We start from the raw sequence: 18,724 nt of genomic DNA, 5'->3' as shown, positions 1-18,724 counted from the left end.
TAACAATACATGTCAGGAAAGGGGCAGACGAGTGATTGATTTAAGCATACTTGATCAGGCGCCCGTATCCAAAGGAAACGGGCCGCACGAGACGCTCCGCCGTTCAGCGGAGCTCGCCCGCCTCAGTGAAGGGTGGGGCTATAAGCGGTACTGGTTTGCCGAGCATCACGGCACAAGAGGGCTCGCAAGCGTTTCGCCGGAAATTATGATCGCTCATACCGCCGCAGCCACAACGTCCATCCGTGTCGGATCAGGCGGCGTGCTGCTGCCGCAGTACAGCCCCTATAAAGTCGCGGAAACTTTCCGTCAGCTTGAGGCGCTGCATCCGAACCGGATTGACCTCGGGGTCGGACGCTCACCGGGCGGCACAACGAAAATCCGGCTCGCCCTCACAGACGGGGTAAAGAAAAGCATGACCGAGTTTAACAGGCAGCTTGAGGATTTATCATCCTTTCTGACAGATTCGATTCCCTCGGACCACGCTTATGCAGGAATAAAAACAGCGCCTTTGATTGAAACAGCCCCGCAGCTTTGGGTGCTCGGCCTCGGGGAAAACAGCGCCAGACGCGCCGCTCTTCAAGGTGCGGGCTATATCTTCGGCCATTTCATTAATCCGGAACGCGGGGAAAAAGCTTTTCAGATCTATCGGGACCATTTCCGGGCCTCCGCCCATTTTTCCGCTCCCGCCTCGCTCTGTGCCATTTTCGTCATATGCGCGGCTACGGATGAGAAAGCGGAAGAACTCGCGTTAAGCCAGGATTTATGGCTTCTTCGTGTCGGAAAAGGCGCCGACAGCCGCGTGCCGAGTGTGGAAGAAGCGAAGGCTTATCCGTATTCGCCGGAGGACCGTAAACAGATAGAAGAAAACAGGAAGCGGATGGTGATCGGCTCTCCTGCCGCAGTGAAACGCCGTCTGCTTGAACATTCCGAGCGGTATCAGACAAAAGAGATGATGGTGCTGTGCAACGTCTTTGATTTCGAAGCAAAAAAAGAGTCATATGAGCGTCTTGCTGATATATTTCTGTAAAAAAAAGCCGTCAAACGGAGCAGCAGATGAGACTGCTGCACCGCTTAACGGCGATTTTTTCGTTCTTTTCCTTTTTTAAACGCATTCCAAATCCCCTGCAGCGTAAACCCGAGCAGAAGCAGAATGATTAACAGTAAAGTGATTGACGGCCCAGGAGGCGTTCCGAGCTGGTACGAAGACGTCAGCCCCATGAACACACTGAAAAGAGAAATAATAATGGCCGCCGCAAACACCCATTTAAACCCTTTGGCAATACGGATTGCAAAAGCCGCGGGCAGTACGAGGAGCGCGGAAACGAGCAGCACGCCGATAATCGGAATAATGACCGAAATCGCCAGCCCCGTCACGATGCTGAATGACATTGACAGGAGGTTTGTGTTAATGCCTGATGTCTTCGCCGTCGCCTCGTCAAAGGTAAGCAGGTAGAGCGGTCTGTTTAGTATAATAAAATAAAGCAGAATCAGCAGGGTAATGCCTCCGATAATATAGACCTGCTGCTGGCTGACCGTGACAAGCGATCCAAATAAATATTGATCGATGCTCATCGACGCGCCGCCTTTTGACAGGCTGATCAGAAACATCGCAAACGACAGCCCGGCTGCCATTAAGATTGCGATAGATACCTCTGAATATGTACGGTACGCCCGCCGCATGTATTCAATGCCGATCGCTCCGATCGTGACGACAACAATGCTCGCCGCCGTAATATTGGTACTGAGAAAAAAACCGATGGCCACGCCCGACAATGAAATATGAGACAGCGTATCCGCCATCAGCGCCTGTCTTCTCAGCACGAGATATACGCCTAATATCGGCGCCATAATTCCGATCATGCTTCCCGCTAGAAAAGCTCGTCGCATGAATTCCAAGTCAAACATTTCCATCCGCCTTTTTCCCCCCTCTCAAGCCGTATAACTTTATCCAGATACTGCTGTACTTCGTTTTGTTCGTGTGTCACCATGACGACGGTGCGGTTGTGATTTTTCACCTGATGGTGCATAAATTCGTAAAAACCCTGTCTGCTTTCATAATCAACCGCTGTTGTCGGCTCATCAAGCATCAGCAGATCCGGATTGCTCGCAAGCATTCTCGCAATGCAGATTTTCTGTTTCTGTCCGCCGGATAAATCGCCGATTTTCCGGTGGCGGAAATCCCACATTTCCACCATCTTCAGCGCGTTTTCCACCTCGTGGTGATCCGTTTCGTTCAATCGTTTAAACCATTTTCCTTTCGTATAACGGCCTGATTGCACAAGCTCCAGAACCGTGCTTGGGAATCCTGCGTTAAATGAAGAAATCTGCTGCGGAACATAGCCGATTGTCAGGCGTTTTCCGGCTGCGTTTTTTTTACTGATCTCGGCCGTTCCTTCCCAAGGTCTGAGCATGCCGAGCATGACTTTCATCAGCGTCGATTTTGACGCGCCGTTCGGTCCTGTAATGCCGACGAATTCGCCGCTTTTGATTTCCAGCGACACGCCGTCAAGCACGGGTGTATGCGAATAACCAAAAACGATATCTTGTAATGTAACGAGATTCATGCTGACCTTCCTTTCCCGCATAGAAATAGTGTGCACCCCGCGGCGCACACTATGTTATTTAACCAATAGCGAATCTTTCAGTGCATCAAGGTTTTTCTCCATAATGTCGATATAACCGATGCCTTTATCCCGTTCTTTTTGGCTTAAACCTTCCAGTGTATTGAGCACTTCCGTTTTCGCGCCGATTTCACCGGCAAGTGTATCTGCAACTTTAGGCGATGCAACTTCTTCAAAGTAGATGATCTTCACATCATGCTTTTTGGCAAACGTTTTGAGATCCGCCAGTTTGGCCGCACTCGGCTCTTCTTCAGGAGAAAGGCCTGCAATCGCGACTTGTTTTAAGCCGTATTCTTTGGCGAGATAGCTGAATGCCGCGTGCTGTGTGATCAATTCTTTTTTCGCCGCTTTATTTAATGTTGTACGGTATAGTTTATCAAGATCCTGCAGTTTTGCAATATATTCTTTACTATTTTTCTCATAGTATGCTTTATTCTTCGGGTCCTGTTTTACGATCTGCGCCGTAATGGTTTTGACCTCTTTTTGCGCAAGAACCGGGCTGAGCCACACGTGAGGGTCCATGCTGTGGCTGTGGTCATGACCGCCGTGTCCATGTTCCTCTTCCTCTTCATCCGAACCTTCGAGTAAGTCAATTCCTTTTGACGCCTTTACAAACTTCGCATGATCAGAGCTCATGCTTTTTTCCGCTGAAGGAACCCATGTCTCCATATATTCGCTGTTGTATACGAAAAGATCAGCGTTTTGAATGCCGGCGATATCCTTCGGCGTCGGCTCCCAATCATGGGGTTCGACCGAAGACGGGATGAGAATGTCTACATCGCCTTTGTCTTTGACAATTTGTTTCGTGAATTCGTACATAGGATAAAAGGTCGTCACGACGTGCAGTTTGCCGCTTTTCGAAGAACCTGACGAACCTTTTGAAGATGAATTGCCGCAGCCCGCCGCGATTAAAAAGCATGCCGCAATGACAATGATTCCGCTCCATTTTTTAAACAAGCCGTTTCCCCCTGTTCTGTAAATCAGAATGATGACGATTTCCAAAGCGTACTTTCTCTTTCATTTGTTACCTATACCATAATAAAACGAAGTAATTACGTTTTGCAAGATATTTTTTTCTAAATTGATATCCGATTTACCTAAAAAGCCCCCGCCATGTATGGACGGGGGCGTCGTATCACATATCAGGCAAGCAGATAAACTCTTGTTTCATAAGGGCGGAATGTGATGCGGGATTCCGTGCCGCCGTCATTTTCATAGTTGCTGAGAAGCAGCTCGGCCCTTTCAGGTTCGGAGCCGTCCGGCCAATAAAAGGCGGCTTCTTCTTTCGATACGTTGCTGATGGACATGAGTTTTTGTCCGTTTGCCTGTCTTTCATACACAAACAGCTGCGGGTCATCAGGAAGCAGCAGAGTGTAGCTGCCTTTTATGATATCAGCATACTGTTTTCTCAGGCGGATCAGTTTTTTGTAAAAGTTCAATATAGAATCGGGATCATCCTGAGCCTCGGCCGCATTGACGGTTTTGTAATCGGGATTGACCTTCAGCCACGGTTCGCCCTCCGTAAATCCGGCATTCTTGCTGCCGTCCCACTGCATCGGTGTACGGGCATGATCCCGGCTTTTCGCCATAATGGACGCCATGACTTCTTCTCTGTTGCGGCCCATTTCAAATACCCTTTTGTGATACATATTGACGGTCTGAATATCTTGATAATCCTCTATTCTGTCAAACGGAGCGTTTGTCATGCCGATTTCTTCCCCCTGGTAAATGTACGGCGTGCCTTTCATGAAATAAAGCAGGGCGGCAAGCATTTTGGCGGATGCTTTGCGGTATGTGCCTTCGTCTCCGAAACGGGATACGATCCGGGGCTGGTCATGATTGCACCAATACAGCGTATTCCAGCCTTGATGTTCCAGTTTTTCCTGCCAGTCTGTGAGCACTTTCTTTAAATCGGACAGCTCAAGCGGTTTTACATCCCAATGCTCTTGGCCCGGCTTTTGATCAAGCTCCATATGCTGAAAATGAAAAATCATATTCAGTTCATGCTCATCGGTTCCCGTGTAGACGAGCCCTTCCTCAGGCGTCACTGATCCGGCCTCGCCGACTGACATCACGTCATATTTGGAAAATACCTCTTTCGTCATTTCTTTTAAGTAATCATGTATCCGTGCCCCGTTTGGCCGGAAAGGCTTCGGATCGGCCCGGCGGGCGATGTAATCTTCATATGGCGGCAAATATTCTTTTTTTGACAGAAGATGAAGCTGGTCTATTCGCAATCCGTCCACGCCTTTATCGAGCCAAAATCTCATCATCTCGTATACTGATTGCCGAACCTCGGGATTTTCCCAATTCAGATCGGCTTGTTTGACGGCGTTCATATGCAGATAATATTCGCCCGTATGTTCTTCGTACTGCCAGACGGATTGTCCGTAATCCGACACCCAATCGGTCGGCGGGCCGTCCGCGGTACCCGGCCGCCAAATATAATAATCGCGGTATTTGCTGTCCGGATTCATTTCCGCCTCTTTGAACCAAGGATGCTCCGTGGATGTATGATTTAAGACGAAATCCATCACAAGCTTTAATCCGCGGCTGCGGCATTCTGTAAGCAGATCGTGAAAATCCTCCATCGTTCCGTAGGATTCCATAACCGCTTGATGATCCGTCACATCGTAGCCGTTATCAACGTTTGGCGACGGGTAAATCGGGCAGATCCATATCACATCAGCGCCAAGTTCTTTTATATAATCGAGACGCGCGATAATCCCCCGCAGGTCGCCTATGCCGTCGCCGTTCGTATCTTGAAAGCTTCGCGGATAGATTTGATAGACAACGGCGTCTTTCCACCAGTCATTCGCCATCTTGCGGCCCTCCTGTTTTTTAGAGAACCATTTCCTTTATGATCCTTCCCTAAACAAAAAAGAGAAGGTTTCCCGCCTCTTTTATCTGTCCAGCTGAGACGGATAAAGCGTCATGCCTCCGTCGACGAAAAGTGTCGTTCCGGTCACGTAACTCGCTTCTTCCGACACCATCCATGCGGCGGCCGCGGCGACTTCTTCCGGTTTGCCGAAGGCGTTCATCGGAATTTTTTTCAGCTGGGCCTGTTTATGTGTTTCATCTTCCAGATCCTTATTGGACTCCGTGGCGATCGTGCCGGGAGCGATGGCATTCACCCGGATGCCTTTGTCTGCGTAATTGAGCGCCATCGTTTCCGTCATCATTTTGATTCCGCCTTTGGATGCCGAGTACTGCACGTTTTCAGGGCGGGGTATTTGCTGATGAACGCTCGATATGTTTAAGACCGTTCCTTTTTTGCCGCGCTCGAGCATATGTTTCAGTGCCGCTTTCGCCCCCAAAAAGGTGCCGGTCACGTTGACGTCGATGACCCTTTGCCAATCCTCCAGGCTCATTTCATGGGGCATCGCTTCAGCTCCGTTAAAGCCGGAATTGTTGACCATCACGTCCACGCCCCCGAAATGCTCCTGCGCGGCATGAAACAGCGCCTGAATCCCTTCTTCTGAGGATACATCGGCTTTTACGGTGACGGCTCGGCCTCCCGCTTTCTCAATGATGTCCGCCGCTTCTTCCGCTCCGGCGGAATCACCGAGGTAGTTCACAACCACATTCATCCGCTCCTTGCCGAAGCGTTCAGCAATGGCCTTTCCGATTCCTTTCGAAGAACCTGTTACGATTGCTGTTTTTCCCTGTAAATCCTGATACATTGTCTCTTTTCCTCCCTGATGTTAATACAGAGCATGTACCCGGTTTTGATCGGCTGAAAACAAAAGGGATCATAAAAAGAACGATGAAACCGAAGCTCCCTCGTTCTTTTTTTTCATTATGCGTAGTTGTTCATTTGCAGCCTTTTTTGCACGCCGACAAGCCTGCTGAAAAAATAAGATGCCGCTTTGTAGTTCTCCCGTTGATGAAAGAAATGAGCCGCGTCCTGAAGCAGTTCCTCTGTGTCAGCCAACAGCTCTTTTGATTCCAGAATGTCAAAATACTCTTTGAGCGAATCCTGTCCGCCTTCCCCCTGATAAAGCTCTTTAATCAGACGGAATTTCGTCAGATAGATCTCATCTTCCCATTCCGCCGCGCTTCTCATGCCCCGCGCGCAGCTGGCGGCGGCTTCACTGTATTTTTCCGTTTTAAAGTAGATATGCGTGAGTGAAAAAACAGCCTGGATGACCTGCCGGAAGCTGTGTGCTTCAAATCCGGCGGCCGCCCGTTCAAAATCCTCCGCCGCCTTGCAAAAGTCACCCAGACTGTACATACAGTGCCCGATATTATAATAGGCCGCAGCAATCATATATTGATCATCAAGCCGCTCCGCGTGCTCCAAGGCGCATTCGAGGTATTCCAGCGCTTTTTTATGCTGCTGGGCGTCCATCAGATTTCCGGCAATGATAAATTTGCACTGCACCCTTCTCATTCCGTATAATTCATATTTCTTGTAAATATCAAGCGCCTGTCCTGCGTAATTCATCGAAAAGAAAGTCTGCTTGATATGATAGTACACCTCAGAAATTTTATACAAAAACTCGGCTTTCTCTATGTCATCTTCCACATATTCAAGTTTTTCCTCAGCCCGCTTATAATGAGAAATCGCTGAGATGAAGTTTTTCTGCTTAAATTCATACATTCCCCTGAAATAGTAAAAATAATATTCCAGTAAGCCGGTCAGCTTTTGCTGGTTCATCTCAATCTCAGTGAGCATTTCAGAGAACGGAGGCTGGCAGTCGCCGTCTTTCATGGGTTTTAATTTATCCAGCATGATGCGGTGCCGAAATTCCATCAATGAAAAATACAACAATAAATCCTGGTTCTCTTCCATATCTTCGAGTTCAAATTGAATCTCCCGCTTCAGCGCTTCAGCTTTATCGGCTTCAAACGCGCGGATCAGCTTATACCATTCATTCATCTTTACGGCCACTTCTTCAGATGGAATCTTGGATTTCATAGATTTGCCTCCTTCCTCCGGCTACTAATTATGTTATATTTTATCATAGCAAATTTATGGCAGTGAGCAAACAAAGATTTTAACCAATTAAAGAAAGAGAGAATTCACCATGAAACTATCAGTCAGAATTGCGCTGCTTTTGATCCTCTTCTTTTCCGCAGACCTATGTTTTTCCTATGTGCAGAAAGAATTGAGGCCGCAGACGGCATTACAAGACAGAGCCATTCCAAACGCTCTTCATCCGCTCGTGAAACAGAATGCGGAGCTATTGCAGACGGCCGCTCTGAAAAAAGGCATCACCGTCGTTATCACAGAGGGTTTCAGATCAATTGAGGAACAAAACGAATTGTACCGTCAAGGACGTTCAAAAAAAGGAAATATCGTCACCTACGCAAAAGGCGGGGAATCTTACCACAATTACGGCCTTGCGATCGACTTCGCCCTGCAAAAAAAGGATGGAAGCCTGATTTGGGATATGACGTACGACGGAAACCGAAACGGCACGCCCGATTGGCTTGAGGTCGTATCGATTGCCAAAACGCTCGGTTTTGATTGGGGAGGCGATTGGAGAGGCTTTAAAGATTATCCTCATTTACAAATGATCCCTGGCTAATAAAACCTTTTCTTTTTTCGCTTTTGCGCATCAATGTACGGAGGATAGACAGGCCTGTACACAAGCTTATATCCTTCATTGCCGGACGGCGTAAAATCGCGCTGCCACTCCAGCCGCAGATGGAAATCGGATAAAAAAGCGGCCTTTGCTTCTTCGGGAGTAACGGCCGGCACCGGATTGATCTTCTCCAGCTGCTCCGGGTCAATGTCAGGCGCCATGTAAGCTTCCACAAGCCCCGTTACGGGACTGACAAGTATTCTCGCAGCGCCGAACCGCAGCGGAATATCCTGATGCCATATGGAAAAATGGAAGCGGAACCTGCCCCTTCCGTCCGTTTTCACCGGGTTCATTTTAAAAAACTCGTCCGCTCTCGGATAAAGCTTGTATAAAAATTGAAGCGCGACGGCCTCACACTCTTCCGCAGAATAAAAGGCCGGGCCCTGATGCTCAATAAAAGATTTAAAGGCTGTCATTTTCCCTGTCTTTTTGTCCGTTTTCATCTTCATTGTATTTTTGTTGCTGCTTTCAAAATAGCTTTCGATACTCAAATCTTTCCGTTCCGGAACCGACCCTTTCCGCCATGTCGTTCCGATCTCATCCCCGAGATCGCGCCGGCGCGTTTGAACCATATCCGCGGTAAACCCCATTAATTCATCCAGGCTGATTTCCCGTTTATGGTCAAACGCGGGAAGCGGTTTTGCCGGCTCATTCCTGTCTTCGCAAAGCTGCTGATCCGGCACGATATCATCTTCACCGGCCGGATAGCTGTAAGCCGGCAGAATCGGTTCATAGACGAGACGCGGTATTTTCTCAAAATTGACCACATCATAGACGAGACTGAATGTCAGCACACTCATATAATGCGAGACGACTTTTTCCCGATCGACGAATGTTTCCGGAACGGGCGCTTCACCCTTATCCCCGTAATAGATAAACTGCACGACGAAGCCGCTCCTGGTTACATCAACGAAAAAACCTGAATCGGGAAGCGGCCGGCCGAGCACTTTTTTTGTATAGATAAATCGGATGCACCCATTGCGTTCTTCCTTCGCCTGAAAGATGAAATTCATAAAAGTAAGCGGACGGTGTCTCGCCGCAAACCGAAGAGCCGTCAGCTTTAATTCGGCGTCTGACAGCTGCATGTCTGAACCCGGACAGTCGTTGCGTGAATAAGTAAGCAAAGATCCGTCGTCGCCCAGCTCAATCGTGACCGTTTTATCCGGCTGGTTACGATCTTTCCATATATAATAGGCTTTCGTTTTTTGTTTTTCATCATAATCTTCTATTTCAAGCTCATAGTCCGGCGGTATGTTCCCGATTTCCAGCGCTTTTTTTCTCAGATGTTCTTTCAGCAATGGGGTCATCCTTTCAGAAGAGTGTATAAAAAAGAACTGTTTTTTATTATATAAAAACGTCCTTATCCTTTTAAAGGGAAGAAAGTGCCTTTTATGTGTCTATTTTTAGCAAAGAGGGAAAAGAGCCGTATTCAGAGCGGCTCTTTTTCATACAAATGTCACATTCCCCGTGAAAGCCCCGGGACGAACGCCTATGACCTTCAGCCTATTAAACTCATGATCGCTTCTCCCGTATGAGCCTCAATAAACCGCGGGAAAACCGGCTTGTATACGAGCCTGTACACTTTTCCGCATCTGTCGTCATCGTAACAACGGTCCCAAGCGAGCTCTGCTTTGATGGCCCGGCGGATCGCATCCTTCGCCTCTTCCATTGTCAATGAAGGAACGGGATCGATTTCCTCCAGCTCTTTCGGATCAATTTCCGGCGGCATATATACAGTGACAAGACCCGTCTTTTTGCTGACACAGATTCTCCCCTCTCCGAATCGCAAATCAACGCCGCCCGAACAAGCCTTATATGTAAGTCCCACGTTTTCTCCTTCATCATCCGGCTCATCATATTGAACCCGGAAATACTGATCCGCTTCCGGAAACATGGCGAATAAAAAGCGGATGGCCATGTGATGGCATTCTTCCTCGGAAAACACCGGTTCGCCTTCAACTTTTATAAATGACATCACCCCGGTGAGCCGGCCCGATTCTTTATTATGCATTGTTTTCAATACGTGTTCACTCCGCTCTTTGAACAGACTTTCTAAGCTTTTATCTTCCCGTACGGATTTTGTTTTTTCAGGACGCCAGGCAATGCCGATGCGGCCGTCTCCAAGATCAGTTTCCCTCTCTTTATAAAAACCGTCATGCAGCCCGATCATGTCATTGATGCTCATCTTTTCCGCTTCAGGTGCAGGGCGTGAAATCGGGACATACGGCAGCGTGTCGTCTTCCAGCTCTTCATATTCGTCTATTTCTGCATTCTCTTCCTTCAGGTCGGCCGATATCGGCCGCGTCGGAGACACGATTTCATAGACGAGATGGGGCTTGTCATCCCCCTGCACATAGACGGACTGATGCAGTACGGTGAACAACAGCTCTGCTTCAATATGTTTGGCAAAGTGAGCCAATGCTTCCCGCTTGTCCGCAATTGTCCCGGGCCTTACAAGATCATCGGCCTTCCCTTGGTAAGAAAAGCCGGTTACTTCCCCTGTCACAGCCAGGTCGATGTAAAACCCGGTCAGCGGAAGCGGCAGACCGTCAGCCATCTGAACATAGGAATATCTCACATCGCCATCATTGGCGGAGCCGCTGTTTTCCAATTCGAACTCAGCCAATGCCCCAGGACGATGGGTTTCTAAAAACGCCCGCATCCGTTCTTCTATGTCCGATTCCGAAAGAGCCGGCAGATCAGTCCGGAAAGCCGGACGGGATAAGTATTTCAGTTTTCCGTCCCGGTCTAATTCGACCATGATGCCGGCTTCCGGATCATTCTTATCTTCCCACCAAAACAGAACCTCATCTTCCTGGTATTCTTCCACATTACTCTCATAGCGGGCAGGTACGTTACCGATCCGGAGAGCGAGCTGTTTTAATTCTTCTTTTTTCATCATAACACTTCCTTTTCTTCCAAAAAGATTGATGATTACCAAGACTCTTTTATACAAAACTAGTATAATTAACCTGTCCATCTTCATGACTATCGAATTAATAACAACAGGGGGTAAACCAGATGTCCATCAAAAAAATGAGCGCCGTGTTTTTCATTCTGCTTCTCACGGCATTTACCGCCGCATGCAGCAGCGAAACGAGCGGCGGCCAGGAAAGCAGCACGGCGAAAGTGAAAATAAAAGATACGGCATGGGCCGCTTCCGACGATACTGAGCATTCGGCCGCGCTGAAAGTAACGGTCACCGTCAAAAATACGGGCAAAGACCCGCTTACCGTCAAAAGCAGCGACTTCTCGCTTTATCAGGATGACGCGAAAACAGCCAAGGCCGATAAGGAAGACTTGTTGCAGAGCGGCACGCTTCATGCGGGTAAGACAGTGACGGGCAATCTGTACTTCACGGCTGACGAAGGCAAATCCTATGAATTGGTATATCAGCCGCAGGCAAAAGACGCGAAGCCTTTATCTTATAAACTGAAAGTCAAAGGCACAGCCTCAAACGCAAAACCTGACCCGGCGGACGCATTATCCGCATACATTGATGTGATGCTGTACGGCAAGCACAATAAAGATTTCACCCGCCTGACCGGTGTAAATGAAAAAATGACGGCCGCCGCATATCAGGAATCGGCGAAAGCCAGCTTTATCACCTCAGCAGGCATTTCACAAGAACAGGCGGATTCAAAGGCCATTACCGCTATTATTGACGCCATGTCATCAGCGCTTCGGGATAACACAGAGCTCAAGGTGCATACCAAATCCATGTCAGGCAAAAAAGCCGTCCTTGAAGCAAAAGTGACGCCGCTTGATATGTCTCCGCTTGCGGGCCAGCTGCAAGACCGCGTGCAAGACTATGCCGGAAAGCACCCCGATGCGGATGAAAACGAAATTGTCAGCCACCTGCTTTCTGTCTATCCGGAAGAGTTTATGCGCCTGAAACCGGCTTCTTCTTCCGTTACAAGAGAAATCGAGATGAAGAAAAACGCCCGCGGCCAGTGGTATCTGGATACAGACGCCGATCTGGAAGGATTGACAGAAGCGTTTTTGAAAACGTCCTGACAACAAGAAAGGAAATAGCGCAGGCTATTTCCTTTCTTTTATTTTCACTTAAAGATGTCACTGATAAATTGAACCTCATCCTCGGTTAACTGCACATGAAGCGCGTCCAGATTGTGTTTCAGCTGGTCGGGGCGCTTGGCTCCGGGAATGATCGCATCCACCGCCGGCTGCGACAGAAGCCACGCGAGTGCGATATGCGCTGTCTGCACCCCTTTTTCTTCCGCAACGGCCCGAAGCTTATCCACTCGCTCCAGGTTTTGGTGAAAAGCTTCACCCTGAAACGGCGGCCTGTTCTTTCGGCTGTCCTCAAAGACTGTGTCTTTTGTAAACTTTCCCGTCAGCAAGCCGGAAGCAAGCGGAAAATAAGGAATAAAGGAAATGCCGTTCTTTTCACAATAAGGCAGCAGATCGTGCTCCGCCTCACGCTGAATCAGTGAATATTCCGATTGAAAAACCTCTAAATAGCCGTCGGCGTTAAACTCCTGCAATTGCCGGAAGCTGAGATTGGACGCGCCGATTGCTCTGATTTTCCCTTCGTCCTTCAGTTCTTTTAACGTGCCCGCCACTTCGGAGAGCGGTGTTTTGCCGTCAGGGAAGTGGACGTAATACAAATCAATCACGTCTGTTTTCAGCCGCTTCAGGCTGTTTTCCGCCTCACTCCGGAGAAATTCACGGCTGTTGTCCAGCTCGATCTGTCCGTTGACCTCTTTGTGCGCGCCTTTTGACGCAATCACGAGGCTGTCCCGCACGCCGCGCTCTGCGACAACTTCACCGATTAACTCTTCGGAACGCCCCAAACCGTATATAAACGCCGTATCAATAAAATTGACGCCGCCGTCCAGCGCTGTGCGGATGAGTTCTTTTCCCGTTTCATCATTAAGATTCGGAAACAGATTATGTCCTCCGACCGCATTAGCGCCAAAGCCGATACGCTTTACCCGTAAATCCGTCCTGCCCAGCGTACGTGTCTCATCCATGGCTCAGGCTCCCTTCCTTTTATCGCTCTGTTTAGTATTAGATAACCGGTAAGAATTATCCTGCCTGAGAGCCTATCTATAGAAAAAACCTTGAAAAGCGTTTGCCCTTCAAGGTTTTTTGCTGTGTATTAAGATGTCAGAGTTGCGGCGAAGCGTTCGGCTTCATCCGTGAGAGCACCCTCGATTTCCTTATAGCGGCTGGAAATCGTTGAGGCGCTGACGCCGTACTTCTTCGCCAGCTTGGCTTGAGAAACGGACGCGCCGTTCAGAGAAATGCTGTTCACGTAATATTCGACCGCCGCTGCGAAAGCTTCAGGCTTTCTGATCGTCGGTGTTTTTTTGACACAGAACGTTTTCCACAGATCAATCACGGCCGGAACCAGCTCAGCCGGGTATTCATCCCCGCTCAGGCCTTTTTCAATGGCGTCTGCCGTTTCCTTCTCCATGTCGTTGGCCCACTCTGTCTGTTTTTCTTCAGCAGCCTGCTCAGACTCTTCCGCAGTTGTTAAAAGAGCGGCCAGCACAGTGTCGAAGTTTTCCTGCATAAAGCGCTCAGGCGATTTTCCTTCCGCAAGGGCCGGGGCCGCCGCCTTTTTCACTTTGCTGATTAGAGCTTCGGTCCGCTTCACAGGGAAGATCGTAAATTGCATGAAGAACTCCGCTTTTTCCGCTTCGTGGATCGGATAGCCGAGAATCAGGCTTCCCGCCGGCGGAAGATCCTGCTGGCTGACGTCCATTTCCACTTTGAATTGTTTTTTCGTCATCACATCTTCAAAGTGAATCATTCCTTCTTTCACATCTTCAAGCACCATAACGGCAGGTGTCATGCTTGTCCATGATTCAACGATTTCCCGTGTTTTCGGGCGGTTGATGCCGCCGGCTTTTTTCTGAAGATATTCTTCAAAAATCGTCTTGCCGCCTGCCAGCGGACGGAAGAAAATTCCCCAGATGCCGAGGTTGAAGACTCCGATGTCTTTTGTCTGCCTGTCCAGCTCCGTAATGAACGCGTGCTGGTTAATAAATGATGATATGCCGTCTCTATGTGCTGTAAAGGCGTACTCCATTAGGCTTTCCTGAATCTGTTTCGCTTCTTTTGCCGCGATGTCTGCCGGAATGGCAGCTTCTTTGCTTCCGCAGCATTTTTTATATTTCTTCCCGCTGCCGCATGGGCAAGGGGCATTTCTTTTCACTTTTCCCACAATAAACCCTCCGAATTCTGATATAACTTTATTATTTTAACAAAAATAACTTCAGAGGGCTTGGTTTACGGCGAAAAAAGAATATGGAAGAAAAAAAAGACCCCGGGATATTCTCATTCTCCGGGGCTTTGAAACTGTTAATTTGTATTTTGTCCGCCGCCGTTCAGACCTTCTTTAATCAGCCCGTTTACTTGGCTGTTCATCAAAAGTCCGATGTGTCCGACACCGTGAATCTGCACGTTTTTCCCGCCGATCAGCCGTGACAGCGGGTTCATGACGATTAAGTCCGCTGAGCTGTAAATCGATGTATATAAAATCTTTTGGTTCGGATCAGTCCCCGGAAGCGCCCGGTTGGTCACAAGGCCGTTCGCTCCGCCGAGTGTGACGACGTTTGCGATTTTGTCTCCGCCGTCAAGATTTTTAATGTAATAGAGCGTGTTGGCGCCCCCCATGCTGTGCGCGACGATATCGACTTTACTCGCACCTGTTTCGCTGAGCACTTTTTTCACGTAATTGGACAGTCTCGGCGCATTGTGTCTGTTGTTTCCGGTTTTGTCTAAGAAATCAATGGCGTACATCTCTTTTCTTGACCAGCCTTGGGATGCCAAGTATGTTTTGATTCCCGCGAAGTTAAATGACGCCCCGCCGATTCCGTGGACCATGACAACAGGGTTATGCCCTGAGGAGGCTTTCGATACGGTCGGCTGGAAGGCAAATACGGAAATGACGGACAGCATACAAACTGTAAGGATGACTAGGATTTTGCTTTTTATATGTTTCATGAACTTTCCTCCTGCTATGTAATATTTTTGCAGTTTTCATTCTATTAGAGGAGAAAAGGAAAAAATAGTGTATTTTTTACTGTTTTCAACAATTAAAAAAAGAGCGGAAAAATGAGAAAGACGCCCCTTTCCCGAAAGCACGCTTATGCTTTAATACGGCATACCAACAAAGGAGAGAACACCCGGTTCTCTACTCCTAGTACTCATTGAAATAGGTTTGAATCCGCTTAGGGTCATGCGTTTTTGTCAGCGAAAGCATCAGAAGAATCCGCGCTTTTTGAGGATTGAGAGAGTTTGAAGCTGTCAAATGGTCTTTTTCATACTCTCGATTAGGTGTTACCGTTCCGTTTCCCGTCCTTGTGGAGCGGACGACCGCCAGTCCGCTTTTGACCGACTTTACGGCGCCTTTTTGGGCCTCATCAGACATTGAGCCGTTTCCCGGGCCTGCAAAAATAATGCCTTGCGCTCCTGATTTTACGGCGGCTTCAAAGAGATAGCTTCCGTCATTTTGATAGCCGTATATAATATCGACCTGCGGCAGTTTATCAAGTTTATCTATCTTGAAATCTGTATCCTTCGTATGCTTTCGGGTCATGATGTTATTAAAATAGACGTCATCAGCAATTGTTCCAATATAACCCATTTCTTCCGATTTGAATGTGTCGGCCGCGGTTGTATTGGTTTTTGTCACATAGCGCGCCGAAGCGATTCTGTCATTTAATACGACAAGCGTCCCCTTGCCTTTCGCATCAGGCGCAGCCGCTGTTTTTACAGCGTTATATAAGTTGGACGGCCCGTCCGCTCCGAGCGCCGTGGACGGCCTCATTGACCCGGCGACAACAACGGGCTTGTCACTTTTGACCGTCAGATTGAGAAAGTAGGCGGTTTCCTCAAGTGTGTCTGTTCCATGTGTAATGACAATGCCGTCTGTATCATCAGACTTGAGCAGCTTGTTTACCCGTTTTGCAAGTTTCAGCAGTGTCTCGTTATTCATATTCTGGCTGCCGATATTCACAACCTGTTCTCCGCTCACATGCGCGACCTCTTTTATCTCCGGAACGGCCTGAATCAGGGCATCAACTCCGATTGCTCCCGCCGTGTACTCCGTAGCGGACGTCTTTGAAGGAGCAGCGCCTGCAATTGTGCCGCCGGCGGCAAGAATTTTAATATTCGGAAGTCCGTCTTTTTTCGCTGGGGTTGCGGCTGCCATCCGGGGCGGTGTTTCTTTCGCTTGAGGAGATTGGGAGCAGCCGGCCGCGATGAAGAGCAGAGCCGTGATAAATGTAATGAAGGGCATGAATTGTTTTTTCATTCTTTTCTCTCCTTTTCTTTATTTATGAAGTTTTTCCTCTCACCGGTCAACGCGCTTGTCAGGCATTCTTCCGAAGAAAATAACCGTTAAAAAACCTTGACACCGTCATGCGAAATCAAGATAATAGACCAGTCACTATATTTTAAATTTGTCAAAAATCAGTAAGGTGGGAACATTATGAGCTATGGAGATTCTCGTGAAAAAATCCTCGCCGCGGCAACCAGGCTGTTTCAGCTTCAGGGGTATTACGGCACGGGGCTGAATCAGATTATTAAAGAAAGCGGTGCGCCGAAAGGTTCTCTTTACTATCATTTTCCGGACGGCAAAGAGCAGCTCGCCATTGAGGCTGTCAATGAAATGAGCCATTATATCCGTATGAAAATAAAAGAAAGCCTTGATGCCCATCCTGATCCTGCGGAAAGCATTCAAGCGTTTTTACAGGACTTATCAAGCCAATTCACATGTCCGGAGAACTTTGAAGGGTTTCCTGTCGGTTTACTGGCTGCCGAGACGGCTTTAAAGAGCGAAAAGCTCCGGCAGGCCTGTCAATGCGCTTATCAGGAATGGGAGAATCTGTTCGCGGGCAAATTGAGATCAGCCGGTTTTTCTGATGAGAAAGCGGCGGAAATCAGCACTGTTTTAAATGCCATGATAGAAGGCGGCATCATTGTGTCCTTAGCCAAAAAAGACAAAATGCCGATCCTCCATATTTCTAAACAAATCCCGAACCTGCTGAAGACATAAAATACGAGAGACATGTACGTATAGAAAGAGAGGAGAATGATTTTGGAAAACGCTCAGCCTTCCAAACAATATAAAGTCATGCCGATCATGATTTCTTTGCTGACGGCAGGGTTTATCGGCATGTTCAGTGAAACGGCGCTGAATATCGCCCTGACTGACCTGATGAAGGAGTTACATATCACTCCTGCGACCGTCCAGTGGCTGACGACGGGCTATCTGCTCGTTCTCGGTATTCTTGTCCCGGTATCGGGTCTGCTTTTGCAATGGTTTACAACGAGACAGCTGTTTATCGTTTCACTCGCTTTTTCCATTATCGGCACGCTGATTGCAGCGCTTGCGCCGAGCTTTCCGTTTCTTTTGGCGGCAAGAATCGTGCAGGCTTTAGGAACCGGGCTGCTGCTGCCGCTGATGTTTAATACAATCCTCGTCATCTTCCCGCCGCATAAGCGCGGAGCGGCGATGGGGACGATCGGGCTTGTCATCATGTTCGCTCCTGCGATCGGTCCGACATTTTCAGGGCTTGTGTTAGAGCATTTGAACTGGCATTGGATTTTCTGGATTTCCCTGCCGTTTCTTGTGTTGGCTCTTTTATTCGGCATCGCCTACATGCAGAACGTGTCTGACATTACAAAACCGAAAATTGACGTGCTTTCCATTATTCTGTCTACGATCGGGTTTGGCGGCATCGTATTCGGATTCAGCAATGCGGGCGAAGGATCAGACGGCTGGTCAAGCCCGACGGTTATCGGTTCACTCACTGTCGGTGCGATCGCGCTCATCTTATTTTCCATCAGGCAGCTGACAATGAAGCAGCCGATGATGAATCTGCGCGCTTTCCGCTATCCGATGTTTGTTCTCGGTGTCGTGATTGTGTTTATCTGTATGATGGTTATCTTATCGACAATGCTTCTATTGCCTATGTATTTACAAAGCGGACTGATGCTGACGGCGTTTACGTCCGGGCTCATCCTGCTGCCGGGCGGTATTTTAAACGGCTTTATGTCTCCGGTGACGGGGCGCCTGTTTGATAAATACGGGCCGAAGTGGCTTGTCATTCCCGGATTTGTCATCACGGCAACTGTGCTTTCGTTTTTCTCAAACATTAACGGCGCTTCAACGGCGCTTCTGATTGTCGCGCTTCATACATGCCTGATGATCGGCATTTCCATGATCATGATGCCGGCGCAAACGAATGGCTTAAACCAGCTGCCGCCGGAATTTTATCCGGACGGAACGGCCATTATGAATACGCTCCAGCAGATGGCCGGCGCAATCGGCACTGCGGTGGCGGTCAGCATCATGGCTGCCGGCCAGAAGAATTATATGAGCACCGCGAAAAACCCGAATGATCCTTCCGCATACTCTCACGCGCTGATTGCGGGCGTCCAGCACGCCTTTATCTTCGCGATGATTGTCGCTGTTATCGGCTTGATCAGCGCCTTCTTTATGAAACGGGTCAAAGTGAATCACTCATAAGAAAA

Annotated in this window: 17 protein-coding genes; 5 read left to right on the top strand and 12 right to left on the bottom strand. The window is 48.5% G+C overall.

Annotated features, from left to right (window positions below):
- The first annotated feature begins 31 nt into the window (after positions 1 to 31).
- Positions 32 to 1,027: an LLM class flavin-dependent oxidoreductase gene (locus K3G25_RS15210; RefSeq protein WP_232489379.1), complete on the top strand. Its 996-nt coding sequence runs from the start codon at positions 32 to 34 to the stop codon at positions 1,025 to 1,027.
- A gap of 44 nt (positions 1,028 to 1,071) precedes the next feature.
- Here K3G25_RS15210 and K3G25_RS15205 read toward each other — a convergent pair whose 3' ends face one another.
- The 6 genes from K3G25_RS15205 to K3G25_RS15180 form a co-directional block, all read right to left on the bottom strand.
- The gene (locus K3G25_RS15205) at positions 1,072 to 1,911 is read right to left on the bottom strand and encodes a metal ABC transporter permease (protein WP_007409044.1); all 840 of its coding nucleotides are present in this window, start codon (positions 1,909 to 1,911) and stop codon (positions 1,072 to 1,074) included.
- Positions 1,869 to 2,564, bottom strand: coding sequence for a metal ABC transporter ATP-binding protein (locus K3G25_RS15200; RefSeq protein ID WP_003156655.1), 696 nt, complete (start codon positions 2,562 to 2,564; stop codon positions 1,869 to 1,871). The genes K3G25_RS15205 and K3G25_RS15200 overlap by 43 nt, the downstream gene beginning before the upstream one ends.
- Before the next feature lie 54 nt (positions 2,565 to 2,618).
- Positions 2,619 to 3,578, bottom strand: a complete 960-nt coding sequence (locus K3G25_RS15195) for a metal ABC transporter substrate-binding protein (RefSeq protein ID WP_029973931.1) — start codon at positions 3,576 to 3,578, stop codon at positions 2,619 to 2,621.
- Positions 3,579 to 3,763: 185 nt separating this feature from the next.
- Positions 3,764 to 5,443 carry a glycoside hydrolase family 13 protein gene (locus K3G25_RS15190; protein ID WP_232489378.1) on the bottom strand — a complete coding sequence of 560 codons (1,680 nt, stop codon included), beginning with the start codon at positions 5,441 to 5,443 and terminating at the stop codon, positions 3,764 to 3,766.
- An 81-nt stretch (positions 5,444 to 5,524) separates the two neighbouring features.
- Positions 5,525 to 6,304: a glucose 1-dehydrogenase gene (locus K3G25_RS15185; protein ID WP_021495285.1), complete on the bottom strand. Its 780-nt coding sequence runs from the start codon at positions 6,302 to 6,304 to the stop codon at positions 5,525 to 5,527.
- 116 nt (positions 6,305 to 6,420) lie between these two features.
- Positions 6,421 to 7,542: a response regulator aspartate phosphatase gene (locus K3G25_RS15180; protein WP_014416837.1), complete on the bottom strand. Its 1,122-nt coding sequence runs from the start codon at positions 7,540 to 7,542 to the stop codon at positions 6,421 to 6,423.
- 109 nt (positions 7,543 to 7,651) lie between these two features.
- On the opposite strand from K3G25_RS15180, the gene K3G25_RS15175 reads away from it, so the two are divergent.
- On the top strand, positions 7,652 to 8,155 hold the full coding sequence (locus tag K3G25_RS15175; RefSeq protein WP_021495286.1) for a peptidoglycan L-alanyl-D-glutamate endopeptidase CwlK: 504 nt from the start codon (positions 7,652 to 7,654) through the stop codon (positions 8,153 to 8,155).
- Here K3G25_RS15175 and K3G25_RS15170 read toward each other — a convergent pair.
- Together K3G25_RS15170 and K3G25_RS15165 are read right to left on the bottom strand one after the other, a co-directional pair.
- Positions 8,152 to 9,510 carry a YcdB/YcdC domain-containing protein gene (locus K3G25_RS15170; protein WP_232489377.1) on the bottom strand — a complete coding sequence of 453 codons (1,359 nt, stop codon included), beginning with the start codon at positions 9,508 to 9,510 and terminating at the stop codon, positions 8,152 to 8,154. The two genes, K3G25_RS15175 and K3G25_RS15170, sit on opposite strands and share 4 nt — an antisense overlap.
- 200 nt (positions 9,511 to 9,710) lie before the next feature.
- Positions 9,711 to 11,111 (bottom strand): YcdB/YcdC domain-containing protein, encoded by a 1,401-nt coding sequence (locus K3G25_RS15165; RefSeq protein WP_232489751.1) that lies wholly within the window; start codon positions 11,109 to 11,111, stop codon positions 9,711 to 9,713.
- 122 nt (positions 11,112 to 11,233) lie between these two features.
- Between K3G25_RS15165 and K3G25_RS15160 the strand changes: the two genes are divergently transcribed.
- Positions 11,234 to 12,229 (top strand): DUF5105 domain-containing protein, encoded by a 996-nt coding sequence (locus tag K3G25_RS15160; RefSeq protein ID WP_160216709.1) that lies wholly within the window; start codon positions 11,234 to 11,236, stop codon positions 12,227 to 12,229.
- Between the two features lie 44 nt (positions 12,230 to 12,273).
- On the opposite strand, the gene K3G25_RS15155 is transcribed toward K3G25_RS15160, so the two are convergent.
- From K3G25_RS15155 to K3G25_RS15140, 4 genes are all read right to left on the bottom strand, one after another.
- Positions 12,274 to 13,206, bottom strand: a complete 933-nt coding sequence (locus K3G25_RS15155) for an aldo/keto reductase (RefSeq protein WP_022552538.1) — start codon at positions 13,204 to 13,206, stop codon at positions 12,274 to 12,276.
- Positions 13,207 to 13,334: 128 nt separating this feature from the next.
- The gene (locus tag K3G25_RS15150; RefSeq protein ID WP_053285444.1) at positions 13,335 to 14,405 is read right to left on the bottom strand and encodes a helix-turn-helix domain-containing protein; all 1,071 of its coding nucleotides are present in this window, start codon (positions 14,403 to 14,405) and stop codon (positions 13,335 to 13,337) included.
- A gap of 137 nt (positions 14,406 to 14,542) precedes the next feature.
- Positions 14,543 to 15,187, bottom strand: a complete 645-nt coding sequence (locus tag K3G25_RS15145; RefSeq protein WP_017419343.1) for a lipase EstA — start codon at positions 15,185 to 15,187, stop codon at positions 14,543 to 14,545.
- 196 nt (positions 15,188 to 15,383) lie between these two features.
- Complete coding sequence (locus K3G25_RS15140; RefSeq protein WP_232489376.1) at positions 15,384 to 16,499, bottom strand: type II asparaginase; 1,116 nt, start codon at positions 16,497 to 16,499, stop codon at positions 15,384 to 15,386.
- Between the two features lie 177 nt (positions 16,500 to 16,676).
- On the opposite strand from K3G25_RS15140, the gene K3G25_RS15135 reads away from it, so the two are divergent.
- Both K3G25_RS15135 and lmr(B) read left to right on the top strand, forming a co-directional pair.
- Entirely contained in the window at positions 16,677 to 17,243 is a 567-nt protein-coding gene (locus K3G25_RS15135; RefSeq protein WP_014416828.1) for a transcriptional regulator LmrA, read from the top strand.
- Positions 17,244 to 17,279: 36 nt separating this feature from the next.
- The gene (gene lmr(B), locus K3G25_RS15130; protein ID WP_007609218.1) at positions 17,280 to 18,719 is read left to right on the top strand and encodes a lincomycin efflux MFS transporter Lmr(B); all 1,440 of its coding nucleotides are present in this window, start codon (positions 17,280 to 17,282) and stop codon (positions 18,717 to 18,719) included.
- Positions 18,720 to 18,724 lie beyond the last annotated feature (5 nt).

It is taken from the genome of Bacillus sp. FCW2, from assembly GCF_021228595.1.
GTDB classification, from domain to species: Bacteria; Bacillota; Bacilli; order Bacillales; family Bacillaceae; genus Bacillus; species Bacillus velezensis.
The sequence above is the reverse complement of the archived record's forward strand: the minus strand, read 5'-3'. Positions and strand labels throughout refer to the sequence as shown.